Source organism: Amycolatopsis sp. FBCC-B4732 (assembly GCF_023008405.1).
In the GTDB taxonomy this organism is placed as follows: Bacteria; Actinomycetota; Actinomycetes; order Mycobacteriales; family Pseudonocardiaceae; genus Amycolatopsis; species Amycolatopsis pretoriensis_A.
This window is the reverse complement of sequence record NZ_CP095376.1, coordinates 3,480,231-3,495,575: the sequence shown is the minus strand read 5'-3', so window position 1 is coordinate 3,495,575 and position 15,345 is coordinate 3,480,231. Positions and strand designations below refer to the sequence as shown.

14 protein-coding genes are annotated in these 15,345 nt (G+C 73.0%); 8 read left to right on the top strand and 6 right to left on the bottom strand.

The genetic code is table 11. The features are described 5' to 3' along the window. The first annotated feature begins 112 nt into the window (after positions 1-112). From MUY14_RS15025 to MUY14_RS15015, 3 genes are all read left to right on the top strand, one after another. On the top strand, positions 113-1,918 hold the full coding sequence (locus MUY14_RS15025) for a hypothetical protein (protein ID WP_247023622.1): 1,806 nt from the start codon (positions 113-115) through the stop codon (positions 1,916-1,918). Positions 1,919-1,996: 78 nt separating this feature from the next. After that, entirely contained in the window at positions 1,997-3,652 is a 1,656-nt protein-coding gene (locus tag MUY14_RS15020; RefSeq protein WP_247023621.1) for a CdaR family transcriptional regulator, read from the top strand. Positions 3,653-3,814: 162 nt separating this feature from the next. Further along, positions 3,815-5,254 carry a M4 family metallopeptidase gene (locus MUY14_RS15015; RefSeq protein WP_247023620.1) on the top strand — a complete coding sequence of 480 codons (1,440 nt, stop codon included), beginning with the start codon at positions 3,815-3,817 and terminating at the stop codon, positions 5,252-5,254. A gap of 9 nt (positions 5,255-5,263) precedes the next feature. Here the strand turns inward: MUY14_RS15015 and MUY14_RS15010 are convergent, their stop codons facing one another. From MUY14_RS15010 to MUY14_RS15000, 3 genes are all read right to left on the bottom strand, one after another. Next, positions 5,264-6,469: a cysteine desulfurase-like protein gene (locus tag MUY14_RS15010; RefSeq protein ID WP_247023619.1), complete on the bottom strand. Its 1,206-nt coding sequence runs from the start codon at positions 6,467-6,469 to the stop codon at positions 5,264-5,266. 364 nt (positions 6,470-6,833) lie between these two features. Further along, entirely contained in the window at positions 6,834-7,967 is a 1,134-nt protein-coding gene (locus MUY14_RS15005; protein WP_247023618.1) for an acyltransferase, read from the bottom strand. Between the two features lie 55 nt (positions 7,968-8,022). Next, positions 8,023-8,250 (bottom strand): hypothetical protein, encoded by a 228-nt coding sequence (locus MUY14_RS15000; protein WP_247023617.1) that lies wholly within the window; start codon positions 8,248-8,250, stop codon positions 8,023-8,025. Between the two features lie 97 nt (positions 8,251-8,347). Here MUY14_RS15000 and MUY14_RS14995 point away from each other — a divergent pair, with 97 nt between their 5' ends. After that, positions 8,348-9,565, top strand: coding sequence for a glycosyltransferase 87 family protein (locus tag MUY14_RS14995; protein WP_247023616.1), 1,218 nt, complete (start codon positions 8,348-8,350; stop codon positions 9,563-9,565). Here MUY14_RS14995 and MUY14_RS14990 read toward each other — a convergent pair. Beyond that, positions 9,516-9,941 (bottom strand): DUF4383 domain-containing protein, encoded by a 426-nt coding sequence (locus tag MUY14_RS14990; RefSeq protein ID WP_247023615.1) that lies wholly within the window; start codon positions 9,939-9,941, stop codon positions 9,516-9,518. The genes MUY14_RS14995 and MUY14_RS14990 overlap by 50 nt on opposite strands. Positions 9,942-10,019: 78 nt before the next feature. Between MUY14_RS14990 and MUY14_RS14985 the strand changes: the two genes are divergently transcribed. Continuing rightward, positions 10,020-10,481, top strand: coding sequence for an SRPBCC family protein (locus tag MUY14_RS14985; RefSeq protein WP_247023614.1), 462 nt, complete (start codon positions 10,020-10,022; stop codon positions 10,479-10,481). On the opposite strand, the gene MUY14_RS14980 is transcribed toward MUY14_RS14985, so the two are convergent. Further along, positions 10,451-11,650, bottom strand: coding sequence for an FAD-dependent oxidoreductase (locus MUY14_RS14980; RefSeq protein ID WP_247023613.1), 1,200 nt, complete (start codon positions 11,648-11,650; stop codon positions 10,451-10,453). The genes MUY14_RS14985 and MUY14_RS14980 overlap by 31 nt on opposite strands. Next, on the bottom strand, positions 11,647-12,063 hold the full coding sequence (locus MUY14_RS14975; RefSeq protein ID WP_247023612.1) for a nitroreductase family deazaflavin-dependent oxidoreductase: 417 nt from the start codon (positions 12,061-12,063) through the stop codon (positions 11,647-11,649). Before MUY14_RS14975 ends, MUY14_RS14980 begins: the two co-directional genes overlap by 4 nt. Positions 12,064-12,144: 81 nt before the next feature. Between MUY14_RS14975 and MUY14_RS14970 the strand changes: the two genes are divergently transcribed. The 3 genes from MUY14_RS14970 to MUY14_RS14960 all read left to right on the top strand — a co-directional run bounded on the left by MUY14_RS14970 (position 12,145) and on the right by MUY14_RS14960 (position 15,335). Next, entirely contained in the window at positions 12,145-12,603 is a 459-nt protein-coding gene (locus tag MUY14_RS14970; RefSeq protein WP_247023611.1) for a MarR family winged helix-turn-helix transcriptional regulator, read from the top strand. A 10-nt stretch (positions 12,604-12,613) separates the two neighbouring features. Next, positions 12,614-14,110 (top strand): cryptochrome/photolyase family protein, encoded by a 1,497-nt coding sequence (locus MUY14_RS14965; protein WP_247023610.1) that lies wholly within the window; start codon positions 12,614-12,616, stop codon positions 14,108-14,110. Between the two features lie 82 nt (positions 14,111-14,192). Further along, on the top strand, positions 14,193-15,335 hold the full coding sequence (locus MUY14_RS14960; protein ID WP_247023609.1) for a DICT sensory domain-containing protein: 1,143 nt from the start codon (positions 14,193-14,195) through the stop codon (positions 15,333-15,335). Positions 15,336-15,345: the final 10 nt, after the last annotated feature.

Below are 15,345 nucleotides of genomic sequence, written 5' to 3'. Positions count from 1 at the left end.
TGCGGGATGTCCGGTTGCGGCCACCCCGGGCTTGCCGGTGCGGTTCGCCCGGCTTATCGTGTGACGAACAGTAACAGTTACTTCAGTTCACGGAATCAGGAAGGCGCACGCGATGCTGCTGGCGCAGGAGAACAGCCCCCCGGCCGGGGGCGCGCAATTCGGCCAGATCGTCGTCGCGCTGCTGATGTTCCTGCTGGTCTTCATCCCGCTGGCGATCTTCGTCCTGCGGACGCGGGCCGGCAAACGGACGCTCGTGGGCCGCCTCGCCGACTGGTCGGGCGAGCTGTCCGGCCTCCCGCGCTGGGCCGCGCTCCCGATGTTCGTCGCCTTCCTCTCCGGGATGTCCGCGCTGATCGGCGTCTACTGGGACGTCCCGATCCACATGGAGCTCGGCCGCGACGAAGGCCCGCTCGCCAACCCGTCGCACTACCCGATCTACTTCGGGCTGATGGGCATCTTCGCCAGCGGTGTGCTCAGCGCCGCGCTGGCCAAGGGAAAGCTGCCCCGGCGCACCTTCAAGCTCGGCCCGCACTGGCGGGTGCCGATGGGCAGCGTCCAGATGATGCTGACCGGGCTGGTCGGCATCGCCGGCTTCCCGCTCGACGACGTCTGGCACCGGCTCTTCGGCCAGGACGTCACCGAGTGGGGACCCACCCACGTGCTGATGATCGGCGGCGGCGTCGGCGTGGTGATCGGCCTGCAGCTGCTGCTGGCCGAAGCCCGCCAGGCCGGCGCCACCGGCCCGCTCGTCCGGCTGCTCGGGCCGGTGCTGGCCGGCGCCTGGATGATGGGCGCGTCGGCGTTCCTGATGGAGTTCGACCTCGGCGTGCCGCAGTTCCCGATGCTCGCGCAGGTGGTGCTGGTCGGGCTGATCGGCAGCTGGACGCTCGTCTGCGGCCGCCTCTCGTGGGGACCGGGCGGCGCGCTCATCGTGGTCGCCGTACTGCTGGTCTCCCGCGCCGTGTTCTCGATCATCCCGCTGGTCGCCGACCTGCACGTCGCTTCGCTGCTGCCGTACGCCGCCGAAGCCGTCGTGATCGAGGTCGTCGCGCTGCTCGTGCGCGGGCCGCTGTTCCCGGTCGTGGCCGGGCTGGCGAGCGGCACCCTCGGCCTGCTCGGCGAGTGGGCGTTCTCGCAGTGGCTGATGCCGGACCCGTGGCCCGCCGCGGACCTCGGCCTCTTCCTCGCCTTCGGTGCGGCCGCGAGCATCGGCGGCGCGCTGATCGGCGCGTGGCAGTACCAGCGGATCGAGGACGTCGCCGCGGGTTCCCGCCTCCGGCGGGGGTTCGGGGCCCGGCACGCCGCCGGGCTGGTGGGCGCCCTCGGCGTCGTCGCGCTGATGGCGGCGGTCGCGGCACCGCTCGCCCCGCCGCCCGGGCTCGCCGCCGACGTCCGGCTGACCGAAGCCGCGGCGGGCCAGGAGATCTCCAACCCGCACGGCGGCGGGACGCCCCGCTGGGTGGACGCCACCGTGACGATCAGCCGGCCCGACCTCGCCGACGACGCCGTCTGGCTCACCGGGTTCGCCTGGCAGGGCGGGGACTTCTACTCCGCGCCGCTGGAGAAGCTCGCCCCCGGCGTCTACCGCACGGCCGAGCCGCTGCCGGTGTTCGGGCAGTGGAAGGCGGGGATCCGGCTGCACGTCGCCGACCGGCTGATGGCGCTCGCGCCGATCTACGCGCCCGCCGACCCGGCGGCGAACGCGCAGGCCATCACGGCCGGGTCCGGCAAGCGCGACTTCGTCTCGGAGATCTCGTTCCTGCAGCGGGAACGCAAGACCGACACCCCGCTCGTGCTGTGGACGGTCGCCTACGTCGCGGTCGGGCTGATCTTCGCCGGGATGTGTGCCGCGTTCGCGTGGCTCTACGCCGCGGCGGCGGCCGGCAACTCCTCGCGGCGCCGCGAAACCGCGAGGTAGTGCCAGCCGACGAAAACGGGTGCTGATTTCGTGCCCTCCGACGAACTAGGCTGGCGCCGTCCCGCCTAGCTTCGGGAGGTGCTCGTTTCGGTGAACCTGCGCCCGCACGCCAGCCTCGGCCGCGTCCTCGACGACCTGGGCGGCACCCTCCTGGACCTGGTCCTCGGCGACCCCGACCGCCCGGGCGGCATCGGCGGCGTCGCCATCCACGACCCGCTCGACGAACCCGCGCTGCCGCAGCACGCCCTGGTGCTCGGGGTCGGGCTGGCCGAGCCCGGCGAAGTCGTGCGGCAGCTGCGCTCGCTGGCGCGCCACGACGCGGCCGGGCTCGTGCTGCGCGCCCCGGTCACGGTCACCGCGGCGATCACCGCCGCCGTCGAGGAGACCGGCGTCGCCCTGCTGGGCCTGGCGCGCGGTGCGTCCTGGGCCCAGCTCGCCGCGATGCTGCGGTCGCTGCTGGCCGAGGGCGACGTCGGCGACGCCGAACCGGAGACGCTGGCCGGGCTGCCGTCGGGTGACCTCTTCGCGGTGGCCAACGCGATCGGGGCGCTCATCGACGCGCCGGTGACGATCGAGGACCGCCGCTCGCGCGTGCTCGCGTTCTCCGGTCACCAGGACGAAGCCGACCCGTCGCGGGTCGAGACCATCCTGGGGCGGCAGGTGCCGGAGCGGTTCTCGCGGATGCTGGCCGACCGCGGGGTGTTCCGCGAGCTCTACCGCAGCGACCAGCCGGTGTTCGTCGACCGGCCGGCGGAAAGCCCCGACGGCTTCATGATCCCGCGGGTGGCGGTCGCGGTGCGGGCGGGTGACGAGATCCTCGGCTCGATCTGGGCCGCCGTGCGCGAACCGCTGACGCCCGACCGCACCCAGGCCCTCTGCGACGCGGCCCGCCTGGTGGCGCTGCACTTGCTGCGCGTGCGGGCGGGCGCCGACGTCGAACGGCGGCTGCGCGCGGACCTGCTCAGCACGGCACTGGAGGGCGGGGCCGCCGCGCGCGAGGCGCTGAGCCGGCTGGGGCTGGCCGACCAGCCGGTCGTCGTGCTGGCGCTGGCGGTGTCGGAGAACGGCGCCGAGGACGCCGAAATCGCGACCGAGCGGCAGCGGCTGGCCGACGGCCTGGCGATGCACCTGAGCGCGGTGCACCCGCGCTGCGCGGCGGCCCTGGTCGGCGACACCGCGTACGGCCTGGTCCCGGTGACCCGCGACGCCGACGGCGAGCGGCGCGCCCTCCGGATCGCGAAGGACTTCCTGGACCGGGTGGGCGAACGCGTCCGGGCGGTGGTCGGCATCGGTCCGGTGGCGCGCAGTGCGGCCGAACTCCCGGAAGCCCGTGCGAGCGCGGACCGCGCGCTGCGGGTGCTGCGGTCGGGCAGCCGCGCGGGCCGCCGGGTGGCGTTGCTGGCCGACGTCCACGTCGAGGCGTTGCTGCTGGAGCTGCAGGACCTGGTCGCCGTCCGCGGCGACCGCCCGACCGGGCCGGTCGCGCGGCTGATCGAGTACGACGAGCAGCACCACGCGCACCTGGTCGAGACGCTGCGGGCCTGGCTCGACGCGTTCGGCGACGTGATCGCCGCGTCGGCCGCGGTCCACGTGCACCCCAACACGTTCCGGTACCGCCTGCGGCGGCTGGCGGAAGTGGGCGGGTTCGACATGACGGACCCGGAGGCCCGGTTCGCGGCGATGCTGCAGCTGCGGGTGGTGGCCCCGCCCGCGTCACCACCGGCCAGGCCCTGACGCCGCTGCTTCCTGATCGTCCGAATTGTCGGTGATTAACCACCGGAAACTCGGCTGGACTTGGTCAGTTACCTACTTTCGACCGGTGTGCGACCCCTTCGGGGCATGTGAACCTGCTCGGACTTCACGTCAGGTGATCAAGCTTCCACGGAGGTGTACCGGGTGTCACGCAAACGGGTCATCGCAGGGACGGCGGCGGTGAGCGCGACCGTCGTCGCGGTGTCGCTGCTCACGACGGGTTCGCCCGCCTACGCGACCATCGCCCAGCCGTCGATGCACGCGCTGAACCCCCTCGCGATGCCGTTCGGCAGCGTGCTGCGGTCCCAGCAGGAGATCGGCGGGGTGCCGGTGTTCGGCGGCCAGCTGATCCAGGTCCGCGACAAGGCGGGCTCGGTGCTCGCCACGCACGGCCGCACCACGAAGAAGACCACCGGGTCCTTCCCGGCGAGCGCCGCGGGGGCCACCGACGCCGCCATCGCGGACGTCGCCAAGCGCACCGGGCTGGCCGCGAACACGCTGAAGGCCGACGCGCCCCGCGCGTACTGGTACGACGCCACCCTCGGCGGCGCGAAGGGCGACGGCGTCGCGGTGCCGACCTACCAGGTCACCGTGCACGGCAAGAAGCTCGACGACAAGTGGACCGAGGTCGTCAAGGCCGGCACGCGGGACGTCGTCACGTCGTGGTCGGAGGTCCGCGAGGCCAACCGCGACGTCTGCGACGCGAACCACAAGGTGGTCAGCGGCAGCAGCGACTCGGTCCGCTGCGGCACCGCCTTCGACGTCACCCGCAAGGAAGGCGGCGCCGAGTCGGGCGTCGCGGACGTCAACAGCGTCTACACCTTCTTCGGGCAGGCGTCGGACTTCTACCAGAAGTACGTCAACGTCGACCTCACGAAGCTGATCGGCGCGGACTACTCCGACGGCACCGGCCAGGCGCTGCGCGGCACCGTCCGGATCTGCGTCGACGGCGAATGCCCGTTCGCCAACGCCTTCTGGGACGGCGAGCAGATGGCCTTCGGCGAGGGCGTCACCACCGACGACATCACCGGCCACGAGCTCACCCACGGCGTCACGCAGCACACGTCCGGGCTCAGCGGCGGCCAGGCCGACTCGATCAACGAGGGACTGTCGGACGTCTTCGGCAAGTTCATCGGCATCACGTCGAACGACCCCAACGACACCGGCGGCAACCGCTGGCTGCTCGGCGCGGGCTCGTCGCTCGGCGCGATCCGGAACATGAAGGACCCGCGCTCGTCGCTGTCCCCGCAGCCGGACATGGTCAACGGCCCGGGCTGGGACACGAACAACCCGGACGAGCACATCAACGACGGCGTCGTGAACAAGGCCGACTACCTGATCACCGACGGCGACACGTTCAACGGGCAGACCGTTCGCGGCCTCGGCCTCGACAAGGCCGTCCAGGTCTGGTGGGGCGTCGAGAACACGCTCACCCAGAGCGCGACCTTCAAGGACGTCGGCGAGGCGCTGAACTCCTCGTGCGAGGCGCTCGCGAAGGCGGGCACCGCCGGCATCACGACGGACGACTGCACCCAGGTCGGCAACGCGGTGAAGGCCACCCAGCTGGACCAGGACCCCAGGTAAGCCCGCGAGTCAGCGGGGGAGCGACGCCAGCCCGGCGAGCAGCCGGTCGACGTCGCCCTCCGTGGTGTAGGGCGCGATCCCGGCCCGGACGGCGCCGGTGTCACCCAGCCCGAGGTGCCGCGAGCACTCGATCGCGTAGAAGCTGCTGGCCGGGGCGTTGACCCCCTGCGAGCCGAGGTGCTCGTACACCGCCTGCGACCGCACCCCGTCGACCGAGAACAGGGTCGTCGGGGTGCGGTGGCGTCCGGGTGCCCCGTACCGGGTCACGCCGGGGATCGCGGCCAGGCCCTCGTCGAGCCGGGCGAGCAGCGCGTTTTCGTGCTCCTCCAAGGCTTCCAGCGACGCGAGCAGCCGCGACCGGCGGTCGCCCGTTCCGGGCACGAGCCCGGCGAGGAAGTCGATGGCCGCCGTGGTGCCCGCGAGGAGTTCGTAGGGCAGCGTCCCCAGCTCGAAGCGCTCCGGGACGGCGTCGGTCGAGGGCAGCAGCTTGTCCGGGTGCAGGGTCTCGAGCAGCGACGGCGCCGCCGCGACCAGTCCGAGGTGCGGGCCGAGGAACTTGTACGGCGAGCACGCGTAGAAGTCCGCGCCGAGCGCCGTGACGTCGACGGCCGCGTGCGGGGTCAGGTGGACGCCGTCGACGTACAGCAGCGCGCCGGCGTCGTGCACCGCCGCGGCGATCGCGGGGACGTCCGGCCGCGTGCCGAGCAGGTTCGACGCCGCCGTGACCGCGACCAGCCTGGTGCGCTCCGAAAGGAGAGCGGTGATCGCCCCGGTGGCGAGTTCGCCGGTGGCGGCGTCGAAGTCCGCCCACCGGACGGTCGCACCGGCGGCCGCCGCGGCCTGGACCCACGGCCGGATGTTGGCGTCGTGGTCGAGACGGGTGACGACGATTTCGTCGCCGTCGCCCCAGTCCTTGGCCAGCGCGCGGGAGAAGTCGTAGGTCAGCTGGGTCATGCTGCGCCCGAAGACGACCCCGCCCGGCTCGGCGGCAAGCAGATCGGCGGCGGCCTGCCGAGCCTCGGTGACGACCGCACCGGCCCGTCGCTCGGCGGCGGTGACGACCCCGCGGTTGGCGATCGCGGCGCACAACGTGCGGGCGACCGCCTCCCCGACGACATCGGGGACTTGCGAACCGCCGGGCCCGTCGAAGTGGGCGGCGGCGCCGTCGGCGAGCGCGGGGAAGTGCTTGCGGATGCTCTGCACGTCGTAGGTCACGTCGCCAGCATGCCGAAGGCCGAGCGCGGAACTCAAGATCTCCGGCGGGCGGGGCGAGGTCGCGAATGACTCATTGGCGGCCTCTGGCGTCCCCAATGGGGCATTCGGGACGCGCCGCATTCGGCACCGCCGGGGAGCTCAATGTCTCTGCGGGGCCGGGTGGCGCACTCGAGGCTGGTGGGGGAGCGGCGATCTCCGCGGGATCGCTGGCCGGGCCGGGCGGGGAACCCGATGCCGCCGGAGGGCTCAAGGTCTCCGCAGGGTCGGGCGGTCGGGCCGGCGGGACGTCGCGAATGACTCAAGCGACCTCCGACGTCCCCAATGGGTCATTCGCGGCGCACCACACCCGGCTCGCCGAAGAAACTCAAGACCTCCGCAGCGGCGCGGCCGCCGTGGCGGGGATCTGCGGGGGCGCCGCCACCGGACGCCGCACCGGGGCCGGCGTCTTCAAATGCCGGCGCAGCTTCTGCGTAGGCTTCTCCACGTAGTTCCACGACAGCTGCCCCACCAGGTAAGCCGACGGCACCGCCAGCAGGATCAGCAGCCACACCTGCCGCACGCCCGCGAGGATGAACAGCTGCTGGATCGGGAAGCCCCAGATGTACGTGCCGTAACTGCCGTAGACCCACGGCCCGGCCGCCTCCAGCCGCCGCGGCCAGTGCATTGCCAGGGTGATCGCCCCGTACGCCGCGCTCACTGCCAGCAGGTAGCGGCTCGCCGGGGTCTGGCTCAGCGCCAGGTACGCGCCGAACAGCACCAGCGCCACCCACGGTTTGAGCGGGATCCGGTCGCGGTAGGCGTGCAGCACCATCCCGATCACGAACGGGACCAGGAACGACACCGTCGAGCCGATCGGGACGACCAGGAGCGAGCCGCCGAGGCCGTGCTGCTCGAACGTCGCGTGCAGCACCGTGTCCGTGTAGACCATGCCGCCGAGGACGAGGAACAGGACCAGCCGCGGCAGGCCGATCAGCACGGCCACGCCGACGACGAGGACGAGCGCGTAGCCGAGCAGTTCCATCGGCAGCGTCCAGATCGCGCCGTTGACCGAGAACGGGTACGGGTTGCCCGCGAACACGCCGGGCAGGTCGTGCTGCATGTAGAACAGCACCGTCGTGCCGACCAGGTAGCGCCACGTCTGGATGTGCGTCCAGTAGTCGTGCGCGGGCCACGTCGTCACCAGCGGGCCGATCACGAACACCGTCACCAGCAGCACCACGACCAGCGGCGGCATGATCCGCAGCAGCCGCCGCGCCGAGAAGCGCCACCACGACGGGTCGCGCGTCCAGCTGTCCTGGATCTGGTAGCCGCTCATCGCGAAGAACCCCATCAGCGCGATGTACCCCGGCGACATGTGCCACGACGCGGGGAAGATCGTCAGCCGCTGCGGGTGCAGCAGCGGCATGCTGTGGTCGACGATGACGGTGATCGCGCCGATCATCCTCAGCCACGCGAAGCCGACGTTGGGATTGGCGTGAATTTTTGGCGAACTCGGCACGGGGGCAGATGCTAACCCATCCAGTCCTGCCGCTTGACCCGAACGGGCGAGAAAGTCACCGGCCGCGGTTGCGCGGGTGCTCGCGGGCGCGCCGTTCGTTGCCGTGCTTGTAGTTGCCGGTCACGCGGGCCATCAGCAGCTGCGGGTCGTCGCCGCGCGCGATCGCGGCCAGGAACCGGGTCGCCGCGGCGCCGCGGAGGGTGCCCGCGGGACGGCCGTGGTGCGTGATCGTCACGACGCCGTGCTCGTCGGCGCGGTGCGCGAAGCCTTCCGGGGTCCCCATCCGCCCAGGGTGGCACGGCGGGCAACCGGTTTTCCCCGGGTCCGGTCCGGGGGATACCCGGATGGCGCCCGCGCGGTGACCCGACAGAATGCTGGGGATGCGGGGGAAACACCTACTGGCGGGCGCGCAGGTCCTGGTCCTGGCGGCACTGCTGGTGTCCTACAACGACGGCCGGTGGCGGTTCCCGGCCTACCGCGTCGACCTGGACGTCTACCGGCTCGGCTCGGCGGCGCTGCTGCACGGCCACGACCTGTACGGCACGCTGCCGCCCACCGGCGACGGCCAGTCCCTGCTCTTCACCTACCCGCCGTTCGCCGCGATCCTGCTCGCGCCGCTGGCGGTCCTGCCGTACTGGGCGGCCTGCCTCGCCCTCACGCTGCTGACGCTCGGGGTGCTGGCGCTGGTGCTGCGGGCGGTGCTGCGCGCGCTCGGGAAGCGGTGCGACCGGTGGCGGGTGGCCGCGGTCCTGCTGGGCGCCGAGGCGCTCGAGCCGGTGCTGCGGACGCTGTACGCGGGCCAGATCGACCTGCTGCTGCTCGCGCTCGTCGCCCTCGACGTCCTCGTGGCCGCGCCGAAATGGCCGCGGGGCCTGCTGATCGGCCTCGCCGCCGCGATCAAGCTGACGCCGGCGGTGTTCCTGCTGTACCTGCTGCTCCGCCGCGACACCCGGGCGGCGATCACCGCCGGCGTGACCTTCCTGGCCGCGACGGCGCTGGGCTTCCTGCTGGCCGGCGCGGATTCGGTGCGGTACTGGACCGGCGCGCTGTGGGACACCGGCCGCGTCGGCGAGCCGACTTACGCCGGCGACCAGTCGCTGCTCGGCCTGCTCGCCCGGGCCGGGGTACCGGCGGACGCGCGGACGGCGTGGTGGCTGCCCCTGGTGGCGGTCGTGCTCGTGCTGACCGCGCTGGGCGTGCAGCGCGCGCTGGCCGCGGGGGAGACGACGATCGCGCTCGGCCTGAACGCCCTCGGCGGGCTGCTGGTTTCGCCGATCTCCTGGACGCACCACTGGGTGTGGGCCGTGGTCGTGCTGTTCGGCTGGGCGGAGCTGGCCCGCCGCACGCGGCGGCGCGGGATCGCGGCCCTGGCGGGCGTCGGCGTGGTGTTGTTCGTCGCGGGACCGCAGTGGTGGTGGCCGCGCGGCGGCGAAGTCGAGCGCCACTGGGACTTCCTCCAGCAGCTCACCGGCAACGGCTACGTCCTGTTCGGGCTCGCGGTGCTGGTCACGGCGGTGCTGGTGCGGTTCCCGAGGCAGGCCGACGACCTCAGCGGCGCCGTCCCGGCCCGCGCTGCAGCCAGCCCGCTCCCAGGATGAGCATCGCCGTACCGAGGCCGAGCACCAGGCAGAGCCCGGCGGTGTTCATCGGCAGCGCGTCGGTGATCGCCTGCGGCAGCGGGAGCAGCAAGACCAGGCCGACCACGGCGTAGACCCCTCCCGCGGCGACCAGGAACCGGGCGGCCAGGCGCGAGGAGCGGGTGCAGAACACCGCGACGGCGCCGGTCAGCAGGTGCAGGAGCGCCCACAGCCCCGACACGGAGAACACCCCGAACAGCTCGTGCGGACCACCGCCGTCGGTGACGCCCGACATCAGCTCGAGCGCGGCGAGCACGAGGAAGAGCAACCCGATCAGCATGCCCATGCCCTGGACGGGGGCGGGTCCGCGCCGGGTTTCGGGTTCGGTGGCCGTCATGTCCCTCAGGTTCCCCGTGCGGGGCCTTTTAATGCACGGCTTCGGGGGTAACCGGCGAACCGACGAAAGGTGACCCCGATGAGCGAGTACCGCCACACCGCGACCGCCGACATCCCCGCCGACGAGCTGTTCGCGTTCCTGAGCCACCCGGAGAACCTGCCCCGGTACTTCCCGGAGATGAAGGTGGCCGAGCCGAAGGGCGGCGACAGCGTGCACGTCGAAGCCGAGGTGCACGGCAAGCGCGTCGCGAGCGAGGCCTGGCTGCACACCGACCCGGGCACCCGGTCGCTCAAGTGGGGCGCGGAAGGCCCCGACGACTACCACGGCGAGCTGCGGATCGACGACGACGGCCCGGCGTCCTCGCAGATCACCGTGACGCTGCACAGCGTCCGCGAGGCCGAGGGCGGCGAGGTCCAGCAGGGCCTCGAGCGCACGATCGCCGCCATGACGCACGCCGCCAGTTCCGACGCCGACGTCGAAGCGGCCGAAGGGGAGGGCGGCTGGACCTCCTACGACGCGAAGAGGGATTCGTCCAGCTGAGGCGGGAACGGGCCGTAGGCGTTGCCGCGGGCCCCGCGGGTGCGCAGCGCCGGGATCGCGAACAGGTACTTGAGCAGTGACGGCGGCGCGGTGCCCCGGCCGCGGGCCCGCGCCGCGGCGGCCCGCTTCTCCACCCGTACCTGATCGGCCTGCACCCGCTCGATCGCGCGGATCCGGGCGGCCTGCACGGCCGCGAGGTCTTCGTTGGTGACCGTGCCCCGCCGCAGGGCGGGGACCAGCCGGTTCGCCGCGGCGACGGCGTCCTGCACCGCCATCAGGATGCCGTTGCCGCCGACCGGGGAGATGACGTGCGCGGCGTCGCCGAGCAGCAGCAGGCCGGGCCGGTGCCAGCGCTCGACGCGGGAGATGTCCACCGACAGCAGCGTCGTCTGCGAGAAGCCGGTGAGCAGGTGCGCCCGGTCGGCCAGCCACGGTACGCGCTCGCGCACGAAGGCGCGGATCGGCTCGACCCCGCGTTCGCGCAACGCCGGGTACGCGCCCTTCTCGATGCTGTAGCCGACCTGCCAGTCGCGGACGCCGCCGAGGACGCCGACGTAGGCGTCGCGCCCGAAGTAGAGGTCGAGGTCCGCGTCGGGCGGGTCGCCGGGGGAGCGCGGGAGCCGGAACCAGAGCAGGTCGGTGGTGGCGCCGAGCGGGCGGGCCTCGAGCCCGGCCAGGCGCCGCACGGTGGAGAACCGGCCGTCGGCGCCGACGACGAGCGACGTCGTCAGCTCGCCGCCGCGGAAGCGGACGCCGGTGACCGTCCCGTCGTCGTCCTCGATCAGGCCGGTGACCTTGGCGTTCGTGCGCAGGTGGAACGTCGGCAGCGCGTTCGCCCGCTCGGCGAGGAAGTCGAGGAACCGCACCTGCGGCATCAGCGCGACGTAGCCGAACGGCGTGCGGAGGCGGTCGTAGTCGGCGCAGCTGTAGACCCCGGCCGGGGTGTGGAAGCGGAACGAACGCGCCTTGAAGTGGTCGAGGTCCAGCAGGTCCGCGGCGAGCCCGAGCCGGTCGAGCAGCTCGAGCGTGTAGGGGTGCAGCGAGTCGCCGCGGAAGTCGCGGTCGAAGTCCGACCGGGCTTCCAGCACGGTGACCTCGATCCCGGCGCGGGCGAGCAGGTAGCCGAGCAGCAGCCCGCCGGGGCCGCCGCCGGCGATCGCGACGCTCACGCCGGGTCCACTGTGGACAGGCGGAACACGGCCATCCCCGGCACGTGCTCGAGGATCTGCTCGTGGCCGGCGTCCTGGGGGACCGGGAACGCCTTGACCGCCCACGGCACGGACATCGCGGCCAGGTAGGTGGCGACCACCCGGGCGGCCTCGTCGCCGCCGACCGGTTCGGCCCGGCGCTCGGCCCGCTCACCGGCCGCCAGCAGCGCGCACTCCGGTGTGGCCAGCAGGTTCACCACCCAGTCGCGGTCGCGAACCGGCGAGACGAGGTAGTGCCCGCCGTCCTTCGCCACCACGGCCAGCGGTACCCGGCGCGGGCTGCCGGAGCTGCGGCCGCGGGTCTCGACGACCCGCAGCGCGTAGCCACCTTCGGGCGGCGGTTCCGCCGGGGCACCGATCAGCTTCGCGGTCATTTCGGCATTCATCGCTCGGACGTCCACGAGCTCCACGGTAGCAAAACTCGCTAGATTGTCTAGCTAACCTAGAATGGCCTGGTGGAAGACGTTCCGGTCGCCCTTCGGGTGAACTTCGCCCTGCGCGAGCTGCTCTCGCTCGCGCACGACGTCCAGGCGGCGCTCGCCCGCCGGCTCGGGCTGGGCGCCACCGACGTGCAGGCGCTGCAGCACCTCGCCTTCGGCACGCCGATGGGCACGGTGGACCTGGCGCACGCGCTGAAGATCCGCTCGGCGTCGGCCACCGTGCTGGTCGACCGCCTCGAAGCGGCCGGGCACGTCCGCCGCGGCCCGCACCCCAGCGACGGGCGGCGGATCACGCTCGTGCTCAGCGAAGCCGCCCGCGACGAGGTCCGGGTCGCGCTCGCGCCGCTGGTCGACGCCGTCACCCGGTTGACCGACGGGCTGGCGCCGGAGCACGCCGAGGTCGTCGCGCGGTTCCTCGGGGACACCACGGAAGTGCTGCGGGCGTACGCTGCGGAGCCGCCGGAACCGGGTTAGCGTTCCCCGCATGCGAGACGAGCCCGCGCTGTGGCTGTTCGCCGACCAGCTCGGGCCGCACTTCCACGGCACGCCCGAGCACCGGCACCGGGACGTCCTGGTGATCCGCTCGGCCGCGGCCTTCGCCGCGAAACCCTTCCACCGCCAGAAGCTGCACCTGGTCCAGGCCGCGCTGCACCGGCTCGCGGCCGACCTCGGCGACCGCGTCACGCTGATCGACGCCTCCGACTACCGCACCGGCTTGCGCCGCTTCGGGCGGCCGGTCGTCGTGCACGAACCGACGTCGCACGCGGCCGACGCCTTCGTCCGGAGGCTGCACGGCGAAGGCGTCGTCACGGAGATCCTGCCGACGCCCGGGTTCGTGCTGTCCAAAGCGGACTTCGCGGAGTGGGCCGCCGGGCGCACCCGGTTCGTCATGGAGGACTTCTACCGCGACCAGCGCCGGAAGTTCGGCGTGCTGCTCGAAGCCGACGGCGAGCCCGAAGGCGGGCACTGGAACTACGACCACGACAACCGGAAGCCGCCCCCGAAGACCACCCGCCTCGACGTCCCCGCGCCGTGGCACCCGCGGGAGAACGAGATCGACGACCGCGTCCGCGCCGACCTCGACGCGGCCGAGCGCGCGGGGGAGATCCACCCGGTCGGCGTGGACGGGCCGCGGCAGTTCGCCGTCGGGCACGACGAAGCCCAGCGCGCGCTGAAGCGGTTCCTCGACCACCGGCTGCCGGTGTTCGGGCCGCACCAGGACGCGATGCTGACCCACGACTGGGCGATGGCGCACGCGCTGCTGTCCGTCCCGCTCAACCTCGGGCTGCTCGACCCGCGGGACGTCGTCCGGAAGGCGGAGGAGCGCTACCGGGCCGGCGACGCGCCGCTGAGCAGCGTCGAGGGGTTCGTCCGGCAGGTGCTGGGCTGGCGCGAATGGGTGTGGCACCTGTACTGGCACCACGGGCCGGAGTACCTGCGCCGCAACGCTTTGCAGGCGCGGCGCAAGCTCCCGGAGTGGTGGCGTTCGCTGGACGCCGACGCCGTCGAAGCGGCCTGCCTGCGCACCGCGCTCGCCGGTGTGCGCGACCGTGGCTACGCCCACCACATCGAGCGCCTGATGGTGCTCGGCAACCACGCGCTGCAGCGCGGTTACGACCCCGCCGAGCTGAACCGCTGGTTCGCGACGGCGTTCGTCGACGGCTTCCCCTGGGTGATGCCGGCCAACGTGATCGGGATGAGCCAGTACGCCGACGGCGGGGTCGTCGGGACCAAGCCGTACGCCGCCGGGGGCGCGTACATCAACCGGATGAGTGACCACTGTCCGGGTTGCGTGTTCGACCCGAAGAAGCGCACCGGGCCCGACGCGTGCCCGTTCACCGCGGGCTACTGGGCGTTCCTCGACCGGAATGCCGCGCGGTTGAAGGGAAATCACCGGATGCGGCAGCCGTTGAGCGGGCTGGAACGGCTCGCGGACCGGGCCGAGGTCGTCGCCCGGGAGGCGGACCGCGACCACTTCTGAGTTCGCACCATCGGGTGACTAGCCGGGCGCGGCGGGCTCTCTTACGGTTGTTGTCTCCCTTTCCCCGGCGAAGGCGATCCCCATGCCCGACGCAGACCCGCGCGCTGGCGTGCTGTCCAAGCGCGCCCTCGTGACGGCGTCGCACGCGGTGGAGCGCGCGGCCTTGGCCGAAGGCGCGGGCGAAGACACCGTCGTGTTCGCGTTGTTCCAGCGGCTCCCGTACTTCGAACGCGAGCGGGAGGTGTACGCCGAGATCGCGCGGCGCGCCGCGGTCACGGTGGTCGGCATGGTCGACTCCGGCCGCCCCGACCTGCCGCACGGCGTCACCCCGGTGCTGCTGCGCCCGGACGAGCCGATGGCGCGCGAGTGGTCGGTGGCCGTGCTGTCGCCGACGTTCGGCGCTTCGGTCGTCGCGCAGGACCTCGACGAGATCGACCCGGAGGCCACCGCGGTCGAGGCGGCCCGCCTGTTCCGCGGTCGCTGGGGCCTGCGCCGCGACGAGGCGTACGCCGAAGTGGTCCGCCTGCGCGACGCCATGGGCGACCGGCTGCCCCCGGCGGTCCGGCGCAAGGTCGGCGAGGTGCTGGCCTCGGTCGAAACCCCGGCGGCGCTCGACGTCGAAAGCCGCGCCGAAGCGGCGTTGCGGCATGTCGCGACCAGGCTCGACAAGGCGCGTTCCCGCGCGGAGCCGCGTCCGGCGACCGGCCCGGCCGTCGACCCGGACACGGGCCTCGACACCCTGGCGGGCATCCAGTCCTGGCTCGGCGACGCGACCGACACGGTGCCGCTGGGCCTGGTTTTCGTCGCGGTCGACGACCCCGGCGCCCTGGAGCGGCGGCACGGCACCCGCATCCGCATGCACACGGAGCAGAACATCGCCGACCTCCTGCGCGACGGCCTGCGCCCCCTCGACCGCGCGGTCCGGCTCGGGCCGGGGGAGTTCCTGGTCATCCAGCCGGCGGTGTACCCGCACGAGCTGACCGACCGCAGCCGGCGTCTGGAGCACCGCCTGGCGGCCCTGCACGCGACCTACCCGTTCGTCGACCTGCACCCGCGCACGACGACGTTGCTGACCCGGCGCCGCCCGCTGCCGCTGCACAGCCTGCGGGCCCAGCTGCGCCACGTCCCGGCGGTGACACTCTGGCCGCCGAGCCAGGGCTCGCTCCCGATCCCGGAGGCGCGCCCGGTCGGGTCGCGTCCGGGGGCCGGCCAGTGGTTCCAGTGAGCGTATAACG